This is a genomic window from Robertmurraya kyonggiensis (genome assembly GCF_005116465.1).
Classification (GTDB): Bacteria; Bacillota; Bacilli; order Bacillales; family Cytobacillaceae; genus Robertmurraya; species Robertmurraya kyonggiensis.
In genome coordinates this window covers 210,610-234,019 of sequence record NZ_SWBM01000002.1, presented here as the reverse complement: position 1 = coordinate 234,019, position 23,410 = coordinate 210,610, and the positions used below count along the sequence as shown (strand labels likewise).

Below are 23,410 nucleotides of genomic sequence, written 5' to 3'. Positions count from 1 at the left end.
TAGTTTAACGGAGTGATTCTAAAAGCAATGTGCGGTAAATCACGTTTCTTGATGTCCATCTCTAAAAATCATTTACAAATCCAAAATGTGAGTTTATGATGATAGTGAGTGATTACTCACTTTTAAAATAGGAGTGATAACATGAGTTCACATGAATCCATCATCTCGATTCGGAACGTTTCGAAAGCGTTCGGTAAACAAGAAGTATTAAAAGACATTTCTTTAGACATTAACAAAGGAGAAATCTTTGGTCTCCTCGGTCCCTCTGGGGCTGGAAAAACAACTCTAGTAAAAATGCTTATAGGTTTAGAGATTCCGAATAGGGGAGAAAATTTTCTTTTTCATGAAAAAATGCCTTCTCTAAAGCTAATTGAGCGCGTTGGCTATATGGCTCAATCCGATGCATTATACGGTGAGCTGACTGCCAAAGAAAATCTTGAATTTTTCGGTTCACTTTTTGGGTTAAAAGGAAAAGGTCTACAAGCTAGAATCCATGAAGTAATGGAAATCGTGCAACTCACGGAGCATTTGAATAAAGCGGTTCACAATTATTCAGGTGGAATGAAGCGCCGATTATCCCTTGCGATTGCTTTGCTCCACGAGCCAGAATTATTAATTCTCGACGAACCAACCGTTGGAATAGATCCCGTTTTACGAAAAAGCATTTGGGATGCTTTTTACGAATTGAATGCAAAGGGAACGACCATCATCGTCACTACTCATGTCATGGGAGAAGCGGAAAAATGTCACCGACTTGCACTCCTTCGGGACGGAGGATTGATTGCTGTTGGTACACCAGATGAACTTAAAGAAAACACCAACTCCTCTTCTATCGAAGAAGCTTTCTTAGTGTACGGAGGTGTGAACGCATGAGAGTAAAAGCATTATTTATCCGGATTTTAAGGCAAATTATTCGTGATAAACGAACAATGGCCCTACTTATTTTTGCACCGATTTTAATCTTAACGATGCTTCATCTCGTTTTTAATGGGGATGACTACGTTCCTAAGGTTGGGTTGGTTGATATTCCAGAAGCACTTGAAGAACAACTTCATTTAGACGATGCAGACATCACGAAATACACAGATGAGGGCACTGCTAAGACCGATATAGAGGAAAAAACAATAGATGGCTATATTGTTTTTGATAAAAATGTTCCATCCATCGTCTTAGAGGGCAGCGATCCAAACGTAAATGGAGCCACAATGAGATGGATTCAAGAAGCCTTTAAACCACTGCAGCCAGCTGGTACTGCAAGTGACTTAGATATCGAGTACGTTCATGGCTCAGATGAAATGGGGCAGTTTGATTATTTCGGACCCGTGTTACTAGGATTTTTCATATTCTTCTTTGTCTTTTTGATTGCCGGCGTATCTTTTTTAAGAGAAAGAACGACCGGAACGCTCGAACGACTATTATCGAGCCCATTACGAAAATGGGAAATCGTTGTCGGCTATATTGTCGGCTTTGGGATTTTTACGGTGATTCAATCAACCATCATCGTCTCCTTTGCCATTTATGTATTAGGAATGTTGATGGAAGGGGCTTTTATTTACGTTCTCTTGATCACACTCGCACTCTCATTCACAGCTCTGACCTTGGGAACTTTGCTGTCAGCATTCGCCAATAACGAGCTACAGATGATTCAATTCATTCCGATCGTCATTGTCCCTCAGATCTTTTTCTCTGGACTCTTTAATTTAGAGACGATTTCTGAGTGGTTAAACTGGATTGGACCATTTACTCCACTCTATTATGCGGCAGATGCACTTCGCAATGTGATGGTGAGGGGAGCTGGTTGGGATGAAATTTACCTGAATTTGCTCGTTCTGATCGGCTTTTCAGTTTTCTTTGTAATCCTAAACATACTCGCACTACGAAAATACCGTAAGATTTAACATTTTGACTCATTTTCAATTACAATAAGGTTATTATTGTTTCAAAGGAGCTTTTACATGAACGAGCTAGACAATCTTATTGGAGATTTATATGAATATGATGACGAGCTTACGGCTAAGCAAAGGAAAATCATTATTGCCGCTATCGAGGCCTTTGCTGAAAAAGGGTATGCTTCTACTTCTACAAGCGAAATCGCTAAAAATGCTGGTGTAGCAGAGGGAACCATTTTTCGCCATTATAAAACGAAGAAGGATTTGCTTATTTCCATAGTGGGTCCGATGGTGCAGAAATTTATCGCTCCATTCGTCATTCGAGATATGGAAAAAGTGTTAAATCAAGATCATGAATCGATTGATGATTTTTTGAGAGCGATGCTGAAAAATCGAATTGCGTTCGTCAGCAAAAATAAGCTTTTATTTAAAATTCTTATTCAAGAAATTCCTTTTCAGCCTGAGTTGAAGGAATTGTTTAAAAAGCATATTGGAATGAAGGTCATTGAAAAGGCGACTCTTATCATTCAACACTATCAGGAGAAGGGGCAGCTTGTCGACCTCCCTCCTGCCACCATCATCAGAGGAATTGCTTCTAGTATTTTCGGCTTTATTGTCACAAGAAACTTGCTTTTACCTGAGCTTGATTGGGACGATGAAGTGGAAATGGAGCGTACGATTCAATTTATTTTGCATGGAATTAAGAAGTAGAGCCCACGGTTCCAATTTGAGCATTAAAAAAGGAAAACTCGCCAGCGAAAAATATGGCGAGTTTCTTTATTAGAAATACAAAAATCCTGATTACTTGTGGTACGTTTCAACGTAATAAATCAATATGAGGTTCTTTCTTTTTTATCCGGCTCAATTGCGGCTCATTTTTTAAATTTATATTTACTGGATTTATTTCTCTTGACTCATTCTCTTCTAAATATGATGTCTTGTAATCTGTAAGAGGAATATAAGCGGAGTTTTTCCGTTTAGATGCAGAATGAAGCGCGTTTTGGGATATATAAGGGAAGTTTTTCCGATTATGCAAAGAAAAACCCCCTATTTTCACATTTTTCGAGTCAATAGGCGGAATTACTCCGTCTATATAAGCTGTTTTTAATAATAACAACTAATTTAGCGGAATTTTTCCTGCTATTTATCAGCTCGGTCCTTAACCCCATTCCTCTTATCCATAAATGCGTACCCTCTCGATCCTAGATGTGGTAATAACGTGAACCCTGAGCCTGTTCTTTTGTGAAAACAGATTCTATTTTCCAAGTGAATCAGTCAAGAACGCCTCTAAATATTCAACATCAGTGATTTTCTTATTGCACTCCGCGCTATCCACACAAATAATATTGCCGATCGATTTATAGTAGTCCGGATTTTTTGCTTTTTTCGCTTTTGTGACGGTAGAAAAATAAGAAACCTCACTAAAACTATTACAGATGGAGCACATATTTTTCTTACTGATTGGGGTCAGTCTACATTCGATTCCAACCATTTCACCATCCAACTCATATACAATGTATTTTTTGTTAGTTCCTAAATCGTTCCAGCTTAAATAGGTTAAGTGATTATGGTCAATTAACGAAAGGTCAGGTAGCTTCAATTTTTTGTTCTTCGGAAACATTTTTTTCAGCTGTTGCTCTGTGATTTCAGGAAATGGAAACACAAAGGATGTTAGATGTTTGATATATTGCTCATACTCATCATCCTTCTTCAGTTTAGAAAGATCGAGCATCTCTTGTTGTTCGACAGAGGCTGTTGGAAAAAGTTCTATGATTTTGGCATTGGCTAAGTCAATCGTTGCCCTCAACACATTTGAACTTACATTCTTTTTAATACTATCCTTAATGATCGCAATCTGCCGTTTTATAAAATTTAACTGTTCATTTTTAATAAATTGTTCGGTCATCATGTAATTCTCCTATCTTATTGCTTAACCATTATTCTAAGTGATACGATGCCCTTTTAAAATGGAGAAAATAAGTTAGAAACGTTCTTTACATAAAGAAACACTGGTGACAAATTTTCACCAGTGTCATTCATCTATTTATTATGCGAGTAAACAATTTTCTTAATCGTTTCAGTCGAAAGATGGTAGTCCTTCGCTAGTTGCTGAATGCTAATACCCGTCCTAAAAGAATTTCTGATGCTCGTATTTCGACGATCTAGCATCCGTCTCCCGCCACTTGAAGTACCCCATTTTTGGTACTCTTGCTTCGGAATATAAAGAGTTTCTCCCTGAACATACTTTTGTATTTCTTCAAGTAATTCCTCTGGTAAAACTTTGGTTGCATTCGTATACTTCATTTGTGCTCGCTCCTTATTCTTGAGTTCTATCAAATAAGGTGCAAAGCCAATCTATTAGTTAGCGATAAAAATTAACGATTTCGCCCCATGCAAAGTATCGCCTTTCCAATAATAGGCTTTGCATGAGTGGTTGAAGTCCCAGACAATCTTAAGAGATTCTCCATCGTGTATACACCTCCCTCAAGTTCTTACAATCCTTTTAAATCAATTGTATAGAGTCGATCATCCTTCTCATCAGGCGTCCCGCGGCCATCGGTATTGTTCGAGACAAAATATAGGGTTCCGTTTTCAATCAAAACGTCACGGATTCGACCGAGTCCGGTAATGAGCTCGCGCGTTTCCTTCGTTTTCAAATCGAACTCACGAACAGCATTGCCTCTTAATGTGGCTACATACAGTTTTCCTTCATAATACGCCATTCCAGATGGTGCCCACGTATCGGTACCTGATTGAAAGAGCGGTGATTCCACCCCAAGCTTCGTTTCTTCGCCAACGACATTGGGCCAGCCATAATTAGCTTCAGGCTTAATCAAATTGATTTCGTCATGAGCAGATGGGCCGTGTTCACTTTCATACAACGTACCATCTTCGGCCCAGGCGAGCCCTTGAGGATTCCTATGCCCATAGCTATAAACGTAGGAGTCGCCAAAAGGGTTGTCGTCTGGAATCGAGCCGTCCAAATTCATTCGTAAAATCTTTCCACCGAGCGATGTCACATCCTGTGCCGTTTCAGGGTCTGTAGCGCCATCTCCAGTTGTCGCGTACAATTTACCATCTGGACCAATTTTCAAGCGTCCACCGTGGTGATACTGCCCACTTGGGATATGATCGACCAATAACTCCTCTTCTTGCCACACGTCATCCTCTAGTTTAAACGTCACAATCCGATTAAACTGACCAGACTCATCCTGATAGGTATAATAGCCATACGCCCTACCCGATTCATTAAAATCCAGCGCCAACACAAATCCAAGCAACCCTGCCTCGGCAGCTGTTGCTAGCGGCTTCTCTAGTACCACTTTTTGACGCAACTGGGAGTCCCCTTCAATTTTCATGACACTACCGCTTCGCTCGCTTATATAAAAAGTATTGTCCAGTTTGTTAATGGACCAAGGAATATTTAGATTTTCTGCCATCACAGTGGGTGTTAAATTTGGAACATTCACTTCCTGTATTTCTTGATTCATGTCTTCGTTTTCGGGACTTGATGTACAAGCAGTCAAAAGAAGAAGAGAAACAAGCACCCATTTTTTCATCTAATACCCCCTTATTTAATTGCCTCCAAAATCGCTTTGCCTACACCGCTCTCTTCATTGGTCGCAGTAACAAAGTGGCATTGTGATTTCACGGCATCATCAGCATTTCCCATCGCAACAGCACGACCTACGCGTTGAAACATGGAAATATCATTATAATTATCGCCAATGGCCATTGTCTCCATAAGTGAGATCCCTCGTTCTGCAGTAAACGCTTCGAGAGCTAGCCCTTTTTGCGCATGAATGCCATTAATTTCAAGATTTTCTTTTCCTGAAGAACTAATCGCAATGCCATCTACCTCGTTTAATTCTTGGCGAACCTTCCCTAACACGTCACTGTCGAAGGAAAAAGTTAAGAGCTTGTAAATATGATGGTCTTTATCCGCAAAGATAAAGTCGCTGCTCTCGATCTCTGTAATAAATTCCACTCGTTCTTGTAAAATTGCTTCCACTTTCTCCGCATCTGCATCACTATGCGTTGTCTCAACGAAATTTTTGAGAATGGAGATTCCTTTTTCCATATCCATCGTAAAGATGCCCTTGCTCGTAAAGAACTCCACATACACATCGTTGTCTTCAAGCTTCTGAACGATTTGTTTAGCAACTTCTTTATCAAGCGGACTGAAATCTGTAATCTCTCCGTTAGGCGTTCTCACTTCAGCTCCGTTGACACAAATCATCGGACAAGTGATGCCCGCTTCCTTCAAGATGTAAATCGCCTCAGGATAAGAGCGTCCTGTCGCAATGACGACTTCAACGCCTTGTTCTTGAGCCTTTTTAATCGCGTTTTTATTTTCCTCTGTAATCACATGCTCCTTTGTGAGCAAGGTTCCATCCATATCGATCGCGATGCATTTAATCATTGTTGCACACACCTTCCATTCATATGTATTTACTACCTTCACGAATACTTAAGCTCGCTAAAGGTTGCTGTTCGATGAACTGTTTGACCGATTGAGGATTTGTTTTTGAATATTCCCTCAGAGCCCAGCCAATCGCTTTTTCGATAAAAAATTCCTTTTCATACGCGTTCTCTTTGATATAACGAAAAAGAAGCGCTTCATCCGTGTTCTTCTTATATTTTAACTGAAACAAAATGGCTGCCCTTCTTAACCAGATGTTGTCACTCACTGCCCAGCCATCTATCTTAGATGATATCACATCTGGATATGTGGCTGCGATTTGACCAACCAGCTTAGGTGCAATCGTATCCACCGTATCCCACCAGGATTTCGTCGTAATGAGCTGTTCTAAAAGAGGCATATCATCCTTATTTAGCTTCTTCACCAACTTCTCTAAATAGCTCAAGGCCGCATATTGATACTCTCTTTCTTCCTTTTCCCAAAGAGCAAGGACAAAGTCGGGTTGAAATGGGGCTTTTAAGATTCCACTTTCTTGATAAAATTGCTTAAGTAGTTCTCTTCTTTCGGGAGTCTTAATCCCAAGAAACTCAAATTGATCCCGCAAATATTTTTTCATCGGACTCGCATTTGCTTCATTTCGGTTTGCTTCAAATAATGACACTAGTTCATTTAACATTTTTCTCTCCTTCGAAACGTTCTCAAATTTGTACGGTCTCTTGTTGTTCCGTAAAACCTTCTTGGTAAATGCGACTGATGATCGATTCAATGTCAGGCTCTTCTACCGTTAGGTCTTTAATATTATGCGTTTGGGAGATTTGTGTAATCAAGTCAGACGCGGAAATTTCATCGCGATTAAAACGAATCCAATACCTGTTTCCTTCCTGCTTCACCAGTTCACCACCAGTAACAAATCGTTGCTTGGACGTATCCTCCAAGTCCACGACAAGGGTTCTCATTTTTCCGAAGCGCTCTTTTACCGCTAGTATCTCTCCATCATACACCTTCTGCCCGTGATCGATCAGTACCATGCGCTGACATAGCTTCTCAATATCCTCCATGTCATGAGTCGTTAAAATAACGGTCACCTGTTTTTCACGATTAATCTCTTGAATAAAGGTTCTCATTTTTTCTTTTGCGACGACATCCAAACCAATCGTTGGTTCATCCAAAAATAGAATCGCTGGATCATGAAGTAAGGATGCTGCGATATCAGCACGCATCCGTTGCCCAAGAGAGAGCTGCCGCACTGGCGTATTAATAAATTCATTGAGTCCGAGAATCTCTTGAAAAATGTCCATGTTCTCTTTATAACGCTTGTCTGGAACGCGGTAGATCGCTTTTAAAAGCTCAAATGATTCAATCGTGGGCAAGTCCCACCAAAGCTGAGTTCGCTGGCCGAATACGACGCCTATATTTTTCGCGTTTTCCTGACGATTTTCATAGGGTACGATGCCATTTACTCTGACGTCTCCGCTAGAAGGCACTAAAATTCCTGTAAGCATCTTGATCGTCGTCGACTTCCCCGCTCCATTTGGCCCGATATAACCGACCATCTCCCCTTTTTCAATCGAAAAACTAATGTCTTTCACCGCTTCTTTTTTCGTAAACTCTCGCTTAAAAAGACTCTTTACCGCCCCCATGACTCCTGTCTCACGCTTCGCGATGAAAAACTCTTTCTGCAACCCATTCACTTCAATGATTGACATGTCCACACATCCTTCTATGAGCCTGTACTTTTATATCGTTTCAATCCTTGCATCCAGATAAAATAAGAAAGCATGAAAAACAAAATTCCAACTAATGGTGAAAAATACCCGATTGCATCGGGAAAAAACGGTGTTTCTTTTTCCAAAATGACGGTCGACGGAAAATAATTCACAAACCCAAACGGAATCACAAAAGCCGTCACCCATTGGAGGATTTTCGGGTAAATCATCAGAGGATAGTACGTCAGATTTCTCGCAGGATACATCGCCACCCAGTAGAATTGCTCGGACTTCGTTGTCCAAAAAGCCAGGGCAGAAATAATCACGAGAAGTCCCCCTTGAATCAAAACTCCTCCTACGATCACACCAAGTAAAAATATGGCCTTTCCGATTGTCCAATCGATCTGCAGTTCGAAGCTGACCCATGTAAGTACGACAACACTGAAGATAAACTGACCAAAGGATGAAACTTCAAATTTCATCGCCATAAAATGAAAAAAAGGATTGATTGGCCGAACAAGAAAACGGTCAAATGTCCCGTTAAGTATATATGTATCTAGACTGCGAAAATGGAAAAATAAAATAATGCAAAATCCCCACGAAACAATCGAAAGGGCTAAGAGAAAGAGCATTTCGTAAAAATTCCAATCTCCTAAAGTTTGAAACTGATAGAGCATTACCCACATCGTCACAGCAGTCCCCGTATAAGCAGTCAGCATGCCAATAATCCGCATGATAAAAGCAAAACGGTATTGGAGCTGAGCTCTAACACCTGCACCAATAAGTTTGAAATATAAATTTATGTATTTCACGATAGCCATTTTTTATCCCCCTTGAACGACCACTTTATGTGACGCTCGGTTCCAAACAAGTCGCAAAATTAAATAGCAAACCACAAGCCAGAACAACTGAATTCCTAAGGCCATGTAGATTTGGCTTCCGCTTATTTGACCGATAAAGATCGAAATTGGTAGAAAGAAAATGCTTTGAAAAGGTAGGTACATCGCGATTGTTTCTAGCCACCCTGGGAAAAACCAAAGGGGGATGACTGAACCGGATAATAAGGACATGGCAAAATAAAAAATATCCTCTATTCCACCCGTTTCAACTAAGAAAAAGGTAAGTAATCCAAACGTCATTTCCACACAGTAACGAATGAGAAATCCGAGGAAGGCAGAAAGAATGAAATAGATCCAAGTGAATCCATCTGTAGGTAGAGTTAAGTCCATAAATAAAAAAAGGAGAAAGTAAATCGGCAACAAGGCTGTCAGCATATAAAAAGCGACACTACCGAAGTCGGCAAATAAATACCTCAATGGGACATCAAAAGGGCGCATTAATTCAAGAGAAATGTCGCCTGTCCGGACCTTCTCCTGAATATCCCATAAAGGCGTCCCTGCCTCATTTACGCCATCTAAAAATTTGCTCACTACTATGTACGTAAGCATGGCCGTGAAGGATACCCCTGCTGCTTCTTCCCTTCCGGCATAAAGAGCTGTCCAGATGGACCCCCACATGACCAAAAAAATTAAATTGGACCCTGTCCTTGACCATACCTCAAAACGGTAAACAGCCGAGCGCAAAAATGCTTTTTTCGTAAATGTCCAATACATATTCAATTGACCCATTTTGCACCTCTTGTACAAATTTAGATTATTAAGACTATTCCATATTCTAACATAGGGTGATGAGAAAAGGCTATCCAGTTCCGGACAGCCCTTTGATACCTAGGAGAGTTTTTCAATTTCTTCAATAATTTTTTCTTTAAGTGAAGTCACAACAGAGAAATCCATAGCATCGATATAGATGCTTTCAAGTTCATCTCTTAATCCCTTGGCTTCGGTAAGATGAGAAATGGCTTCACTCATTTTCTCTTTGTACTTTTTAGAACAAACTTCTATTTTGTCAGCAAAGATTTCATCTGTTCCGGCTTTAATAACGGTTCCATACAAATCGATAATTTCATCCCCTTGACGAGATGGGAAGTATTCATGGGGAGCGGTACTATCAAAAATAGCAATTCCTAATTCTCTAAAAATCAACATATCTAAACTATAAGGGTCGAAACCACAATGATAAATCTCTACATCAAATCCCCGTTCTTCTCCCTCTTTGGCGATTTTTTTCAGCATAGTTGATTTACCTGAACCTGGCCTTCCTTTTAGAAAAAAGCGTTTCGGAATATCCTCCGTTAAGTTTGGAACAAAGTCGATTGCTCCTTTTGGAGTCGCTGCTCCTAAAAAACGGTGCTTAATAGCAGATTTTTTGTTTAAAGACATGCTTTCAAAAAAGGATTCTATCAATTTCTCGGTTAGTTTATTGGCTTCATTGAAGTCCATGCTATCAATATAGATTTTTTCCCAGTCATCATGTATTTTCAAAGCTTCTTCAAAAGTACTGTAAGCAGCGTTAAACGCTGTGCTGATTTGTTTCGTTAAGTCGATGATTCTATCTTTCTGCAAAGCTAGTTTTTCTGAATCCAAAGCCTCTCCTAAATTCACGTATTCCTCCACAGCACCTGGAGCTTTCGGTTCAATCACATGCGGTGCCGTTCCATCTACCACTCCTACTTTTAAGTTTGGAATGATGACTCCGTCAATGGAATTATTATCGGAAGAGCAATGTAAAAACTCAATATCGAATCCTTTTTCCACCCATTTTGTGCCTATATCTTTCATTAAAGTAGATTTCCCTGTACCAGGACCACCTTTTAAAATAAATACTCGGTCAAGTCCTTCGAGACATTCCTCGTATAAACTGTAAAATCCTCGAGCCGTATTTCCACCTGCGTAATAATTTATAATCTTCCCAGCCAAAATTAACACATCCTTTAAAGGATTTTCTTCCTTTTATTCATATGCAAAAATGGGCGGCTGGGTTAATGACCTAACAACCTTTTGTCAAAAATCATGACAAATCGTTCTATTTGATGAGGTCAACTAACTTTGCATCGCTGGCTGATTGTAAGTCCATTACCTTAAGTTCCATTTGAAGACCAATTTTCCCTCCACTGACAACGATCGTTTCCGAGTTCTGTGCACCTTCATGAATAAAAGTCGGATACGACTTCTTCATCCCAATGGGCGAACAGCCACCCCTTATATAGCCCGTCCATTTCTGAATATCCTTGACGGGAATCATTTCAATCTTTTTTTCATTAGCCGCTTTTGCCGCCTTTTTCAAATCAAGCTCATCTTCTACTGGAACAATGAACACATAGAGATTTTTGCTTGTCCCTTGGGCAACCAATGTTTTAAAAACGATTTTCGGATCCTTATTAATTTTTCCTGCGACGGAAACGCCATCAATTTTTCCATCTTTATTTTCATAGGAATAAAGTTTATAAGAAATTTTTTTCGCATCCAATATTCGCATGGCATTTGTCTTACTGACCTTCATGACTCATACCCTCTTTTTCTTTTTCCTCCATCTTATCAAGAAGTGGAAAGAGCTTCCAATTATTCGTTTTCCATGAGTGATTTATGAATCCAAATTGCCGCTTGTGCCCCGTCCCCCATAGCGATTGTCACCTGCTCGGAATGGGCCACAATATCCCCTGCTGCCCAAACATTTTTAACACTCGTCATTTTCGTCCGTGGATCCACGATAATATGCTTGTTTTCTAGAAGTTCAGCGCCTAATTGATTAGCTAATTGGGACTTCACTTCATTCGAGCCAAAGGCAACAAAACCATGGCGCGCTTCAAGCTTTTCTCCATTTTCGAGAATGACTCCTTGAAAGTGATGTCCTTCGGCGAGTACGGACTGAATTGGCATCTCATAATAAGTGATTTGTTTTTCATTTAAACGTTGTAGGAGATCAGCATCTACTTTTTGAAGTTCATGATTTATGTAAATGAGGTTGTCCGTCCAATAGGTAAGCGTTAGGGCCATACTTGCTCCCACATTCCCAGAACCGAGCACAATGGTGGGCTTGTCTTTGATTTCATAGCCATCACAATCTGGACAGACGTATACACTTTGCCCTAGGCATGGGAATAGTTCCGGAAATTCCGGCAAACGGTCCATCACTCCTGTCGCGATTAATATTCGTTTCCCGTGGTACCTGGTACCATTATGGACGGTCACAACAAACGTTTCTGCCTGCTCGATTTTCTCGACTTTTTCGAGTAAAAATTGTACCCCTAATTTCTCTGCCTGGCTTTGACCAGCAGTTCGCAAATGCTCCCCACTTACCCCATCTGGATACCCTAAGATGTTGTGGTAACTTTGGCATATCGTTGAGCGGCCGTCCCCTGCATCAATAACGAGAACCTTATGCATGTATCTTCCTAACTGAATCGCCGCCTGCAATCCAGCAATCCCACCGCCAATAATGATGCAATCGTAATTCATGAAAAGGACTCCCTTCAAAAATGGTTACCTTTTAATTTCCCCGAGGGAGTATATTGTTACTCATTTTAGAAATTTATGTTGGATGCGTAATTCTAACTAAGTTTAGTGAAATTCTTGCAGAAAAAGCATATATAAACTAAGAATTAATACAGAGGATTTCACACTCGAAATATTTAATTGGACGAACGGAGAAAGTTACTCTAAGAAGGTATTAACAATGTTTAGGAAGAAATATTTATTACGAGTGTTACATTACTTTGATTTACTATTAAAAGTGTAGTCCATTTAAAGAATTGAACGAAAGGAGTACTGGTTCGAAATGAAATCGATAAATTTTTTCATTCTCACAGCATTTTTCCTACTAGAGCTAGGTGCAATTGCTTCGTTCAGCTACTGGGCATATCACCTCTACACAGGGACCGCCGTCAAGATCATATTAGCGATAATTGCACCGCTCGTTATTGCAACTATATGGGGAGTTTTTCTCTCCCCAAAAGCGTCGCTGCCTATCTTTCCCTTCCCTCTACGAACAACACTTAAGCTAGTTGTATTTGTTTTTGCTTCGGTAGCATTATACGCAACTGGGAAAAGTGGACTCGGGGTTACTTTTCTAATAATATCCGTTCTTATCGTGATGACAGTTTTCATCTTGAATCTGCATGAAGTTAAAATGTGAATCGGGGACTTAATCAAAGAAGGATTAACGCATTTTTTGTTGAAGCTAGTGCACTAACGCTTTTTAATGACCACCGTGTTCCTCACTGCAATTAGCAGGAGCATAATATATTTTGTTCCTGCTAATTTAGGATTGTCATAAACCTTCTAAAAACAATAAGATAGCAGAATCTTTGCTATCTTATTGTTTTTATACTTATAGGTATACTCCAAAAGGGCGTGGCTTAATGAAAGTATAGATTAACCAATTCCTTTTTGCCGCTGAGATCGTACCAAATCAGCATAAAATCCGTTCTTTTCAAGCAACGTTCGGTCCGTTCCTTGCTCAATTACCTGCCCATCTTTCAAAACGATAATCAAATCCGCATTTTGAATCGTATTCAAACGGTGAGCGATGACGAACGAGGTTCTGCCTTCCATCAACTTGGTCAAAGCATCTGTTATCTTCATTTCCGTAATCGTATCAATACTGCTCGTCGCTTCATCTAAGATCAGCAGTGACGGGTCTGCCAGCATCGCACGAGCAATCGAAAGGAGCTGGCGCTGTCCATGGCTTAAATCGCTTCCTTCTGAGCTCAAGACCGTATCATAACCGTCTGGAAGCTTAATGATGAACTCATGTGCATTTGCTTTCTTCGCCGCTTCCACGACTTCTTCATCTGTAGCAACCAAGTTTCCATAGCGAATATTTTCTCTTACCGTCGTTCTAAAAAGGACTGAATCCTGTAAAACAAAGGCTGTCTGTTTTCGCAAGCTCCGTCGCGTAATGTTTTTAATATCCTCACCGTCCACGTAAATCGTTCCTTCATCCGCATCGTAAAAACGAGACAATAACGAAATCACCGTTGTTTTTCCAGCGCCTGTTGGTCCAACAAGTGCGATGGTTTGACCTGGAGCAGCACGGAAACTCACATTTTTCAAAGTTGCGACGTCTTCTTCATAGGAGAAAGAAACGTGTTCAAAGACAATCTCTCCATCCAATGAGGAAATATCAACAGCCTCCGTTTCATCTACGGCTTCCTTTTCCTCATCCATGATTTGAAATACACGCTCTGCTCCCGCAATGGCGGACAAGATCATGTTGAACTGGTTCGCTAAGTCATTCAATGGGCGAGTAAATTGACGAGAATACGTCGTGAAGGTGACAATTACCCCAATTGAAACGACCCCTTTTACAGCTAAAATTCCGCCAACCCCAACAATGATGGTGAAGCTAACATTGTTCAGCATATTCATCAATTTCGGGATAAAACCAGAATACGTTTGCGCCCAATAGCTCGACACTCTTAGCGCCTCATTTTTCTCCTCAAACTCTTCGATCACACGACTCTCTTGCGAATACATTTTGATGATTTTTTGACCGGAAATGGTTTCTTCTATGTAACCATTCATGTCGCCCAATTCTCTTTGCTGTTCTTTAAAATAAGCTCCAGTACGATTCGTAATCCATTTCATTCCCGCGAACAAGACTGGAACGATTAACAATGTTAAGAAAGTTAACAAGGGACTAAGAAACAGCATCACGATAATGGTCCCAACCAGCGTCAGTGTACTCGTGATCACTTGAATTACTGCGGCATTTAACGTTCTACTGACATTTTCCATATCATTCGTTAAACGGCTCATTAACTCACCGTGTTGTCTTTTTTGAAAAAAGGCCACTGGCAGTTTTTGTAGATGTGAGAATAAATGATTTCTCATAAAAAAGACGACGTTTTGCGCAATCCCAATCATCCAGTAGTTTTGGAAAAAGATTGCCCCAGACTGGAGGACGAAAATGAGAACGAGCCACGCGAGCATCGGAAAGAGCTGTTCTCCACCCCAGCCCGAGATCACTCCATCTACTGCCACACCTAATAGATACGGTCCAATTAATGCAAGAGCTGAACTGATCAAAATCATGACCATCACGAGGAAAAATAGCCCCTTTTCCTTCGCCATATACTGCCAGATTCGTCGCATGGTCCCTTTCATATCTTTTGCTTTTTTAGTAGACAATTTTGCCCGCCTCCCTTCCTTCAGCCTGTGATGCATAAATTCTTTGATAGTAGCTGCTTTCTTTTAAAAGCGTGGCATGATTACCAAACGCGACAATTTTACCGTTATGAAGCAAGAGAATCCGGTCCGCTTCCTTCACCGAACTAATTTTTTGCGCAATCAACAAAATTGTACACGCTTGTTCTTTCAGTGTTTCAAGAATATTCGCCTCTGTGCGCGCGTCAAGTGCACTCGTGCTATCGTCTAATAATAGAATGCTAGGCTTGCGGACAAGGGCTCGCGCAATGGACAGACGTTGTTTTTGCCCACCGGAAAAATTGACTCCTCTTTGCCCAATATGCGTATCATAGCCCTCAGGTAATTTCATGATAAAATCATGGATTTCCGCTTGCTTCGCCGCTTCCATAATTTCCTCTATAGTCGCATTATCTTTACCCCAATGAAGATTTTCTTTAATGGTTCCAGAAAAAAGATGCGCCTCCTGTGGTACCAATCCAATCTGACTACGTAAGCTTTGCACATCCATCGCGGCGATATTTTCACCATCGATAAAAATCTCACCTTCACTTGCTTCGTACAGACGAGGAATCAATTGGAATAGCGTTGATTTTCCCGAGCCTGTTTCACCAAGAATGCCAATGGATTCTCCAGCCTTGATCGAAAAATGAATATCGTCCAGAACCTCATCCTCCAGATAACGAAAGGACACATGGGAGAAATCAATATTCCCCTTGAACGTTTTACTCACCGTTTCTTTTTCTGGCAATTCAGCTGTGTGCTCGTCCAGAACCTCGGAGATTCTCTCAGAGGAGGCTTTTGCTCTCGAGAAATTCATCATGAAGAAAGAAAAGATAGAAAAGGCAAACATGATCCGTGATGCATAGTTGAGGACTGCGACAACTTCTCCAGGCTTTGCTCCTCCTATGCTTAACTCAATATGACCAAACCACAGGATGATAATGATCGCCACATTCATGCCTAGCATCAAAATCGGCATGGAAAGTTCCATTAACCTTAATGCTTTTTTATTATCATCCATTAAAGTCGTATTTACTTTGACGAAACGTTCCTCTTCAAATGGTTCACGTGCATAGGCTTTAACAAGACGCATGCCTAATAAATTTTCGCGAATAACACGATTCACTCCATCCAATTTTCTTTGCACTTGCTGGAATAGAAATACACCTTTTTTTAAAATCCAAATGGTGATAAGTAATAGAACCGGAACGGAGATTAGTAGAATATGAGCAAGCCTCACATGGATCGTATAGGCCATAACAATCCCGAAAATGATAAATAAAGGTGACCTTAATGCAATCCTGAGAATCATAAAAATAAAGTTTTGAATTTGCGTAATATCATTGGTCAATCTTGTGATCAATGAGGAAGTAGGATATTTTTGAAACTGAGAAATAGCAAATTCTTGGATCTTATGAAACAAGCTGCTTCGAATATCAGCTCCCATTCCCTGGCCTGCTCTTGCTGCATAAAAGGAATTGATAATTCCACCAGCGAAAGCGATAAATGAAAGTCCTAACAATATTCCTCCCCACGTATAGACGACGGAAAGATTCCCTTTGACAATCCCCTCATCAATGATAATCGACATAATAACGGGCTGATATAATTCCACCGCCAGCTCTAAAATCGTAAAAAATACGGCAATCCACATGGCTAGCTTATACGGTTTAGCGAACTTTAGTAATAGTTTCATCATCTTTCCCCCATGCTGTTCTCCACGTTCCGTTATTTCGCAACCCAAAATAATTCCGTAGATAATCATCAATTTTACCAAAAATTCAATCTCTTCGATACCCTTTTGATTATCTGAAATTTAGTTCCGATGAAAGGGGTAGCCTCACCAACTTAAAAAACCTTGAAAGGCATATAGCCAATCAAGGTTTCTTTTATAATAATTAATTTTTTGCAGCCAACAAAAAGATTTAATATATATTTCTTTTCATCATTGAATCTGTGACTTTTCTAATTGTATTCTCTCCATACCCTCCTCCAATTGAATAGGAAATGTCCAATACTTTTATTGCAACATCTTCAATGTCAATATTAGTCATATCAACATTATTCTTTTCCATTTCTTCCTTAATTATTTTTTTCGTGAGTTCTATGTCTTTTTTTGAAGCTTTATACACAATTATCTCCCCTTTTTCATGTTTTGAATTAAGGTAATTTATTTATACGCTCTAACTTTATTTGTAATTTTGTGATTGCCTGTGTTGCTCCTCCTGGACCATATTCAGGGAAATCCTTTGTTAGAGGTTCTAAGTAATTTGCTTTTCCCCAATTACCATTAGGTATTCTAATATCATCAATAATTTGTAAAGTATCAAAAGAGCCTCGAATAGATGCATCATGTGGAACTTGTAATTTCCCCGGTGCAGGTGAATCAAACTTATTAAAACTAAAGTAAGTACCGTTTGAATTCACAGGAATTACCTTTGTTTTACTTAATTGATCAATATAAGGTGCATCCTTGGACATATACCTGTATCCAGTTGACGGAACTGCATCTCCAGATGGAGTTACATAAAAATCAGCCTTACCCTTATCCGCAACACTATCCTCAGCACCATTTGCCTTCTGACTAATCTTCGTAATTGCTGGGTCATCACATGCACAGCTATGTATGACGAATTTTGGAGCAAAATACGTACCGGCTCCGACCAGAACCATGGTGGTTGCAATGGTAATGGCTGCTCGCTTTCCTGCCTTTTTCCAATCAATTGTTCCGTTTTCTTTCCACTGCGTAACGCCATCAAATACAGTCGTGGTAGCTCCATTTAATCCGCTATAAATCGAACTATCCTTAAACGCTCCCCATCCCCGATTGATGGAACTGGCGATTTTCGTTGCAGGTTTCTTTGTATATTTTAATAGAGTATTATGTATGATCCCATTATTAAAAAACCTTGACAGGCACTTTGCCAATCAAGGTATTGAGTTTAATAAAGTCCCATATCTCTAAGAGTTTTAATTAACGAATCGTAAAAATGTTGACATGCCTCTTCCTCTTTTCGGAATACCTTTAAGCCAGATTTACTTCCTCGCTCACTATAATAAACTTCCCATATTCCATTTGTCTGAGAAATACAGTAAGCCTCGTTTGGTAATCCCCCTTCCAGAGAATACACATCACGTCTAATTCTTTCCGAAATTAACCTTAACTCTAATTCTTTGAAATTCATTTATCACTCCACCCTTCTAAGATAACCACCATCAATAAGTTCTTTTACCGACTTATCAAATTTATATTGGATACCACCACCTGGTTCGTCAAACCAAGGAGCAATTTTACCGCCTTGTACTTCAATTGGTTTAACTATTTCATAAACATTATACGGCTTAGACTCAGTTCCCGGCGCTAAGGAGCGTTGACCGTATGGTGTACCTGCAGGAGATACAAATCTACCGGTTTCTAATCCGTACCTGTCAATTCTTGTACCTATCTGAAGCGTTACTGGTTGAGGGGCTCCTTCAAAACCATCTTGCTTCGGCCATATTATATTTCCTGACTCATCGAACCAATTGTTAGTTTTAACAGTGCCCTTACCCGCAGCACTATCGCCAGCACTCTTTGCCTTCTGACTAATCTTCGTTATTGCTGGGTCATCACACGCACAGCTATGTATGACGAATTTTGGAGCAAAATACGTACCGGCTCCGACCAGAACCATGGTGGTTGCGATAGTAATAGCTGCTCGCTTTCCTGCCTTTTTCCAATCAATTGTTCCGTTTTCTTTCCACTGCGTAATGCCATCAAATACAGTCGTGGTGGCTCCATTTAATCCACTGTAAACCGAACTTGCCTTAAACGCTCCCCATCCCCGATTAATGGAACTGGCGATTTTCGTTGCTGGTTTTTTTGTATATTTCGTTAAAATTCCTGCAACCCATTTTCCTGGGCCCCTTATCGTTTGGGTCCCTACACTACTAAAAAGCTTTGCCGCCACAGGTCCCATTACCCCGCCTATTGTAAAATTAAAAAGTAGACTGTTTAGGGTGAAGGCTTCCTTCCAAAAGCTACTGTCACCTGTGAAGAGATAATGCAAAGCGCCATGTAAGATCGTAAAACCAACTGCACCCGAACCGCCAAACAATCCTAATGTTACTACTCTTAAAAAACCGGACGCCGGTAAAAATTTGAATATGCTTAATGCACGTAAAATTCCAAGTCCCGCCAATGATGCAATCCCTGAAGAAAGTCCACCTGCAAGCATCCCCTTGAAACTTGTATCCCCGCCAATTGCTGTCGATAATACCCCGATTGCACCAAAGGCAATGGCCCCTACTACAACTCCCACTGACAAGGCTATACCGACAGCAGCCAATACCCACGCACCAACAAGAATAATTCCTGCGATAACCACTATTGCACCAATGACCTTTAATACTGTCTGTACCCACTCTTGCGAGAAAAATTCTTTGAGATCATCCCAGGCATCTTCAGACCAGTCCTTGAAATCTTTCCATTTATCTCCTGCCCAGTCAGTGAACTCGTTCCATTCATCTACTATCAGGTCTTTCACATCGATCAGTTTAACTTTGATGTCAGCAATGAGCTTCTTTCCCCAATCCGTCAATCGATCCAAAACCGAGTCGTCATTGTCACTCGGATCATCCTTAGGATCAGTCACTTCTATCTTGGTGATCCTTTGGTTTTGTGATTCTACATCGTCCACATCTGCCCATACAGGAGTAGATAACGTAAAAAGGAAGCTAATCAATATCATAGTAACAAAACTAAAGAGCCCTACTTTCCTGAAACGATTCATTTTTACCTCCTTGAAAGTTCAATATCGTAAACTGGCGAAGAAAACTGCAAGAAAAAAGCGACGGAAGGCAAATCTCATCGCTGTCGTATCGTTTATGTTTTAATATGAACGGAACTCTAATTATCTCTCTAATTATTACTATATTTTACCATTAGATCAAATCTTGCCTTTATCACACTTTGGTATTTTTTATGTAAAAATATTCCTATCCAAAAGACAAATCTAAATTTTTTCTAGGTTAATAGACACACAACAAAATAGAAAAAATATGAATTTTATACCAGTTATCAACTGTATCTTTCGAACAGCGTTACAAATATAAAGATCATTAGTTCTTTTTAACCTTTTTTAAAAATTTTGACAAATAGATTGTGAGATTACTAAAAAACCAGATCTATTGTGAGATCTGGTTTCTTTCATAACATTTAGTTCTTCCCCTTCGGAATACCAAAGCGTGCGTTCAGTTGCCCACGCAGCATTTGATTACGAATTTTTGCATCATCCTCTCGCTTTTTGTCTTTTAACATTTCCTGTCTAATCTCGTAGGTGCGGACCCCTTCATCCCGTTTGTTCGCAATATCAATAAGTCGTTCTACATCGGAAAAGGAGTACTTTCTGTTTCCTCTCTCTGTGCGTTCTGGAAAAATAAGCTTTCTTTCCTCGTAATACCTGATTTGCCTTTCAGAAAGGCCAGTTAATTCACTAACGACACCTATTGTAATTACCTTTCGATTCTTATATAAAGGGTCCTCTTTCATCTCGTCACCCCTCGAGTTGTTTTTTCAATTATATAATGAATTTCCATGGAAGCATTAGCATTTTGTCAGATTATCTTACATAAAAATAAAAAGAGGGTAATATTTCCTTACAAAACAAGTGAATTTAATGGTATTTCTCCATACAATGTCTGTATAGTCAAAAACAAAGGGTGAGAACGCATGCCATACCTAAGAAATGCTGTGGAGAAAAGGCGGGATCAGGTCATCACATTTTTAGTCAAGTCAGGCACTTTTAAGCGAGAAGATATTCAATCATTAACCCTCTCCGAGCTTGAAGTTGAATATAAAAAAGTAACAAAGACCAGCAAAGGAAAGAAAGGAGTTCTCGATCATGGCAAATAAAGAAGTTATCGATTTAGCAAAAAAAATTGTAGAGCTCGATCTATTGCGGGATCAAATTTACGAAAACTTCGCGGAGGCAGCCGGAGAACGCGCGGATGAATTACTTAGAAAAGTTCAAAACAGCCAAAGAGTGGTATAAGAACTGAAGTGTCTCAGATGAGGCACTTTTTTTATGCAGATTTCTATTTTTCACCAGAACAGTGATATAATTTCCTTGATATTATTTGCTTGGAGTGGACAATTTGGAATCTAAAAAGTCTTTGCCTATTTTGTTCGCCATCATGTTTCTCGTGATGGTCGGATTCGGCATCATTATTCCCGTACTTCCCTTTTATGCGGAGGAAATCGGGGCATCTCCTACCGAACTTGGCTTGCTGATGGCCATTTACTCATTTATGCAGCTCATTTTTGCTCCGATGTGGGGACGTATTTCTGATCGCCTCGGGCGTAAACCGGTCATTATGATTGGAATTCTAGGACTATCTTTATCCTTTTTCCTCATGGCCATTTCAACTCAGCTATGGATGTTATTTCTCGCACGGATCCTTGGTGGATTTCTTTCTTCTGCCAACATGCCGACTGTAATGGCGTATGTTGCGGATATCACATCTGAGGAAAACCGAGGAAAAGGAATGGGTGTAATTGGTGCTGCAACTGGTCTAGGCTTTATTTTTGGACCAGCCATCGGTGGTGTCTTTTCAGAAACAGCTCTAGGATTACCATTTTACATTGCTGGCGGAACATCATTTGTCACCTTTTTTATCGTCATGATTGTGTTAAAAGAATCATTGGCACCAGAGAACCGTAAACGCTCTGAACGTAAAAACCCATTCAAACAAGCTTTGAACGAACCTACTTCGTTCTTATTTTTTCTACAATTCTTTGTCTCGATTTCATTAGCTGGCTTAGAGGCGACCTTTGCTTATTTTGCTGCTGAAAAAGCAAATCTGGATGCTATTAAGCTCGGCTATATCTTTATGATTATGGGCTTGGCACAAGCGTATGTTCAAGGTGGATTAATCGGCAAGCTAACAAAGAAATGGGGAGAGGGTACGGTTATCCAAATGGGGATCGTGATTTCAGCTGTAGGCTTTGGGTTAATTTTACTAACCAATAATTTCGTCACAGCTGCGATCTATTTAACGGTCTTTGGAATTGGAAATGGACTTATTCGCCCAGGTGTCTCCTCGTTATTGACGAAAAAATCAACCGCAGGACACGGAAGTACAACTGGATTGTTGTCCTCTTTTGATTCACTTGGCAGAATTATTGGCCCTCCATTAGGTGGTTGGCTCTTCTCTGTTTCGCTCGGCCTTCCCTATATCTCAGGAATTATTTTATCAGCTGTTGCGATTATCTTTTTCCAATCGTATTCAAGTCGTGCACGTAAAATGGAGTTCGAAAAAAACTAGGAGGCAACACTGCCTCCTTTTTACCATTTAGCCGCATGATCCTCTGCCCAACCAAGGAGATTTTCGATCATGATTTCTTCTCCATCGTCTGTCCGAATCGTGCCACTAAAGGTTCCAATCATCTGATGAACTTCAGACTCAATAATAACAGCTTTAGTTGTCGCAACTCTCTCAAACAACGGAATAAAAGTTAAGGAAACTTGATTCGACTCCTCTGTTGTCAATCTCCAAGGTTTCATATAATCGATTGAATCGTATTCCCATTGAATTTTTTCATTGATTTTACTTAGTTTTCCATCTACAATAAGTCCATTTTCTGTTTGACCTGTTCCATCCGTCCATTGTCCTCCAAAATTAAGACCAACCGTTTTTCCCGCAACTACCCCAGATGCAGCAGCCCAGTTCCAAGTAGACCGATATGGCCAAATTCCACGACCATAATCCAAGCAACCAAAGGTTTCATGTGATTCTAATTTGTACTCGCCACCGTCCCATTTCACAACACCATCTGCAGGTAATGCTGATTGCTTTGACGTATATTGAAAGCGAGATTTGCTCCACGGAACAACCACATTCAAGGACTCATGTTCTTTTGGTCGATGAACCCTTATTTCTGCTGAAAGAGGTTGATTTTCTCCGCTAAAATTTGAACAATCGACTTTGATGAGCGTAGAATCCCCTTCTTCGTCAAAGTAGATCTTCATTTCCTTCGTATCGATTCGGACAGTCGCAGCAACCTCTTCCGGCATCTTACAACCTATCCCAAGCGGAATTAAGCTTGTTTTCTCATGGAATTTTAACGTTTCTAAATCCAGTACATAAACAAAGAGTACAGCTGCATAATCCAGATGTGAGATGGTCGCAGAAAAAAGCATGTCAGGACTCGTGACACACCAATAGTTCCATTTTTTCTTTCTCAAGAAGCTTCCAGAAAGATTGGATCTTATGTACGGATGTCTACCCCATCCAACGCTTGCAAGTGATAGTTGCCCTGTTTTATTGCACAAATTGGTCGGGCCTGTAATTTCTTTCATAATCATT

Annotated in this window: 27 protein-coding genes; 7 read left to right on the top strand and 20 right to left on the bottom strand. The window is 40.1% G+C overall.

Features of this window, described 5'->3' with window-relative positions:
* Positions 1 to 141 precede the first annotated feature (141 nt).
* Genes FA727_RS12355 through FA727_RS12345 form a run of 3 tightly spaced genes read left to right on the top strand, consistent with a single transcriptional unit; the run spans position 142 to position 2,600 of the window.
* The gene (locus FA727_RS12355) at positions 142 to 873 is read left to right on the top strand and encodes an ABC transporter ATP-binding protein (RefSeq protein WP_136831259.1); all 732 of its coding nucleotides are present in this window, start codon (positions 142 to 144) and stop codon (positions 871 to 873) included.
* The gene (locus tag FA727_RS12350) at positions 870 to 1,898 is read left to right on the top strand and encodes an ABC transporter permease (RefSeq protein ID WP_136831258.1); all 1,029 of its coding nucleotides are present in this window, start codon (positions 870 to 872) and stop codon (positions 1,896 to 1,898) included. Before FA727_RS12355 ends, FA727_RS12350 begins: the two co-directional genes overlap by 4 nt.
* Positions 1,899 to 1,955: 57 nt before the next feature.
* Positions 1,956 to 2,600, top strand: coding sequence for a TetR/AcrR family transcriptional regulator (locus tag FA727_RS12345; RefSeq protein WP_136831257.1), 645 nt, complete (start codon positions 1,956 to 1,958; stop codon positions 2,598 to 2,600).
* A 106-nt stretch (positions 2,601 to 2,706) separates the two neighbouring features.
* Here FA727_RS12345 and FA727_RS12340 read toward each other — a convergent pair whose 3' ends face one another.
* The 12 genes from FA727_RS12340 to FA727_RS12285 all read right to left on the bottom strand — a co-directional run bounded on the left by FA727_RS12340 (position 2,707) and on the right by FA727_RS12285 (position 12,373).
* On the bottom strand, positions 2,707 to 2,925 hold the full coding sequence (locus tag FA727_RS12340) for a hypothetical protein (RefSeq protein ID WP_136831256.1): 219 nt from the start codon (positions 2,923 to 2,925) through the stop codon (positions 2,707 to 2,709).
* A gap of 219 nt (positions 2,926 to 3,144) precedes the next feature.
* Entirely contained in the window at positions 3,145 to 3,795 is a 651-nt protein-coding gene (locus FA727_RS12335; RefSeq protein ID WP_136831728.1) for a FusB/FusC family EF-G-binding protein, read from the bottom strand.
* Between the two features lie 134 nt (positions 3,796 to 3,929).
* Positions 3,930 to 4,193 carry a CD3324 family protein gene (locus FA727_RS12330; RefSeq protein ID WP_136831255.1) on the bottom strand — a complete coding sequence of 88 codons (264 nt, stop codon included), beginning with the start codon at positions 4,191 to 4,193 and terminating at the stop codon, positions 3,930 to 3,932.
* A gap of 188 nt (positions 4,194 to 4,381) precedes the next feature.
* The gene (locus FA727_RS12325) at positions 4,382 to 5,449 is read right to left on the bottom strand and encodes a PQQ-dependent sugar dehydrogenase (RefSeq protein ID WP_136831254.1); all 1,068 of its coding nucleotides are present in this window, start codon (positions 5,447 to 5,449) and stop codon (positions 4,382 to 4,384) included.
* Positions 5,450 to 5,460: 11 nt separating this feature from the next.
* Positions 5,461 to 6,312, bottom strand: a complete 852-nt coding sequence (locus tag FA727_RS12320; protein ID WP_136831253.1) for a Cof-type HAD-IIB family hydrolase — start codon at positions 6,310 to 6,312, stop codon at positions 5,461 to 5,463.
* A gap of 19 nt (positions 6,313 to 6,331) precedes the next feature.
* The gene (locus FA727_RS12315; protein WP_136831252.1) at positions 6,332 to 6,988 is read right to left on the bottom strand and encodes a DNA alkylation repair protein; all 657 of its coding nucleotides are present in this window, start codon (positions 6,986 to 6,988) and stop codon (positions 6,332 to 6,334) included.
* Between the two features lie 22 nt (positions 6,989 to 7,010).
* Positions 7,011 to 8,018, bottom strand: coding sequence for an ABC transporter ATP-binding protein (locus tag FA727_RS12310; protein WP_136831251.1), 1,008 nt, complete (start codon positions 8,016 to 8,018; stop codon positions 7,011 to 7,013).
* A gap of 14 nt (positions 8,019 to 8,032) precedes the next feature.
* Positions 8,033 to 8,839, bottom strand: a complete 807-nt coding sequence (locus FA727_RS12305) for an ABC transporter permease (RefSeq protein ID WP_136831250.1) — start codon at positions 8,837 to 8,839, stop codon at positions 8,033 to 8,035.
* Positions 8,840 to 8,842: 3 nt separating this feature from the next.
* A complete protein-coding gene (locus FA727_RS12300) occupies positions 8,843 to 9,646 on the bottom strand; it encodes an ABC transporter permease (protein WP_136831249.1) in 804 nt (267 codons plus the stop codon).
* Positions 9,647 to 9,745: 99 nt separating this feature from the next.
* Positions 9,746 to 10,834 (bottom strand): PRK06851 family protein, encoded by a 1,089-nt coding sequence (locus tag FA727_RS12295; RefSeq protein WP_136831248.1) that lies wholly within the window; start codon positions 10,832 to 10,834, stop codon positions 9,746 to 9,748.
* A gap of 106 nt (positions 10,835 to 10,940) precedes the next feature.
* Positions 10,941 to 11,417, bottom strand: coding sequence for a Cys-tRNA(Pro) deacylase (ybaK, locus tag FA727_RS12290; RefSeq protein WP_136831247.1), 477 nt, complete (start codon positions 11,415 to 11,417; stop codon positions 10,941 to 10,943).
* Positions 11,418 to 11,476: 59 nt separating this feature from the next.
* Positions 11,477 to 12,373: an NAD(P)/FAD-dependent oxidoreductase gene (locus FA727_RS12285; protein WP_136831246.1), complete on the bottom strand. Its 897-nt coding sequence runs from the start codon at positions 12,371 to 12,373 to the stop codon at positions 11,477 to 11,479.
* A 319-nt stretch (positions 12,374 to 12,692) separates the two neighbouring features.
* Here FA727_RS12285 and FA727_RS12280 point away from each other — a divergent pair, with 319 nt between their 5' ends.
* Positions 12,693 to 13,049: a YrdB family protein gene (locus FA727_RS12280; RefSeq protein ID WP_136831245.1), complete on the top strand. Its 357-nt coding sequence runs from the start codon at positions 12,693 to 12,695 to the stop codon at positions 13,047 to 13,049.
* Between the two features lie 239 nt (positions 13,050 to 13,288).
* Here the strand turns inward: FA727_RS12280 and FA727_RS12275 are convergent, their stop codons facing one another.
* The 7 genes from FA727_RS12275 to FA727_RS12245 all read right to left on the bottom strand — a co-directional run bounded on the left by FA727_RS12275 (position 13,289) and on the right by FA727_RS12245 (position 20,594).
* The gene (locus tag FA727_RS12275; RefSeq protein ID WP_136831244.1) at positions 13,289 to 15,082 is read right to left on the bottom strand and encodes an ABC transporter ATP-binding protein; all 1,794 of its coding nucleotides are present in this window, start codon (positions 15,080 to 15,082) and stop codon (positions 13,289 to 13,291) included.
* The gene (locus tag FA727_RS12270; protein WP_306461671.1) at positions 15,036 to 16,829 is read right to left on the bottom strand and encodes an ABC transporter ATP-binding protein; all 1,794 of its coding nucleotides are present in this window, start codon (positions 16,827 to 16,829) and stop codon (positions 15,036 to 15,038) included. The genes FA727_RS12275 and FA727_RS12270 overlap by 47 nt, the downstream gene beginning before the upstream one ends.
* 160 nt (positions 16,830 to 16,989) lie before the next feature.
* Entirely contained in the window at positions 16,990 to 17,196 is a 207-nt protein-coding gene (locus tag FA727_RS12265) for a hypothetical protein (RefSeq protein ID WP_136831242.1), read from the bottom strand.
* Positions 17,197 to 17,224: 28 nt separating this feature from the next.
* Positions 17,225 to 17,992 (bottom strand): hypothetical protein, encoded by a 768-nt coding sequence (locus FA727_RS12260; RefSeq protein ID WP_136831241.1) that lies wholly within the window; start codon positions 17,990 to 17,992, stop codon positions 17,225 to 17,227.
* A gap of 14 nt (positions 17,993 to 18,006) precedes the next feature.
* Positions 18,007 to 18,249, bottom strand: coding sequence for a hypothetical protein (locus FA727_RS12255; protein ID WP_136831240.1), 243 nt, complete (start codon positions 18,247 to 18,249; stop codon positions 18,007 to 18,009).
* Positions 18,250 to 18,252: 3 nt separating this feature from the next.
* Positions 18,253 to 19,836, bottom strand: coding sequence for a TNT domain-containing protein (locus tag FA727_RS24765; RefSeq protein WP_136831239.1), 1,584 nt, complete (start codon positions 19,834 to 19,836; stop codon positions 18,253 to 18,255).
* A 425-nt stretch (positions 19,837 to 20,261) separates the two neighbouring features.
* Entirely contained in the window at positions 20,262 to 20,594 is a 333-nt protein-coding gene (locus tag FA727_RS12245) for a MerR family transcriptional regulator (RefSeq protein ID WP_136831238.1), read from the bottom strand.
* A gap of 180 nt (positions 20,595 to 20,774) precedes the next feature.
* Here FA727_RS12245 and fbpA point away from each other — a divergent pair, with 180 nt between their 5' ends.
* From fbpA to FA727_RS12235, 3 genes are all read left to right on the top strand, one after another.
* Positions 20,775 to 20,957, top strand: coding sequence for a Fur-regulated basic protein FbpA (gene fbpA / locus FA727_RS12240; RefSeq protein ID WP_136831237.1), 183 nt, complete (start codon positions 20,775 to 20,777; stop codon positions 20,955 to 20,957).
* A complete protein-coding gene (ykzB, locus tag FA727_RS24410; RefSeq protein WP_170209265.1) occupies positions 20,947 to 21,096 on the top strand; it encodes a protein YkzB in 150 nt (49 codons plus the stop codon). Before fbpA ends, ykzB begins: the two co-directional genes overlap by 11 nt.
* 103 nt (positions 21,097 to 21,199) lie before the next feature.
* Complete coding sequence (locus FA727_RS12235) at positions 21,200 to 22,369, top strand: MFS transporter (RefSeq protein WP_136831236.1); 1,170 nt, start codon at positions 21,200 to 21,202, stop codon at positions 22,367 to 22,369.
* Between the two features lie 20 nt (positions 22,370 to 22,389).
* On the opposite strand, the gene FA727_RS12230 is transcribed toward FA727_RS12235, so the two are convergent.
* On the bottom strand, positions 22,390 to 23,409 hold the full coding sequence (locus FA727_RS12230; RefSeq protein WP_136831235.1) for a DUF2804 domain-containing protein: 1,020 nt from the start codon (positions 23,407 to 23,409) through the stop codon (positions 22,390 to 22,392).
* Between the last annotated feature and the right edge of the window lies 1 nt (position 23,410).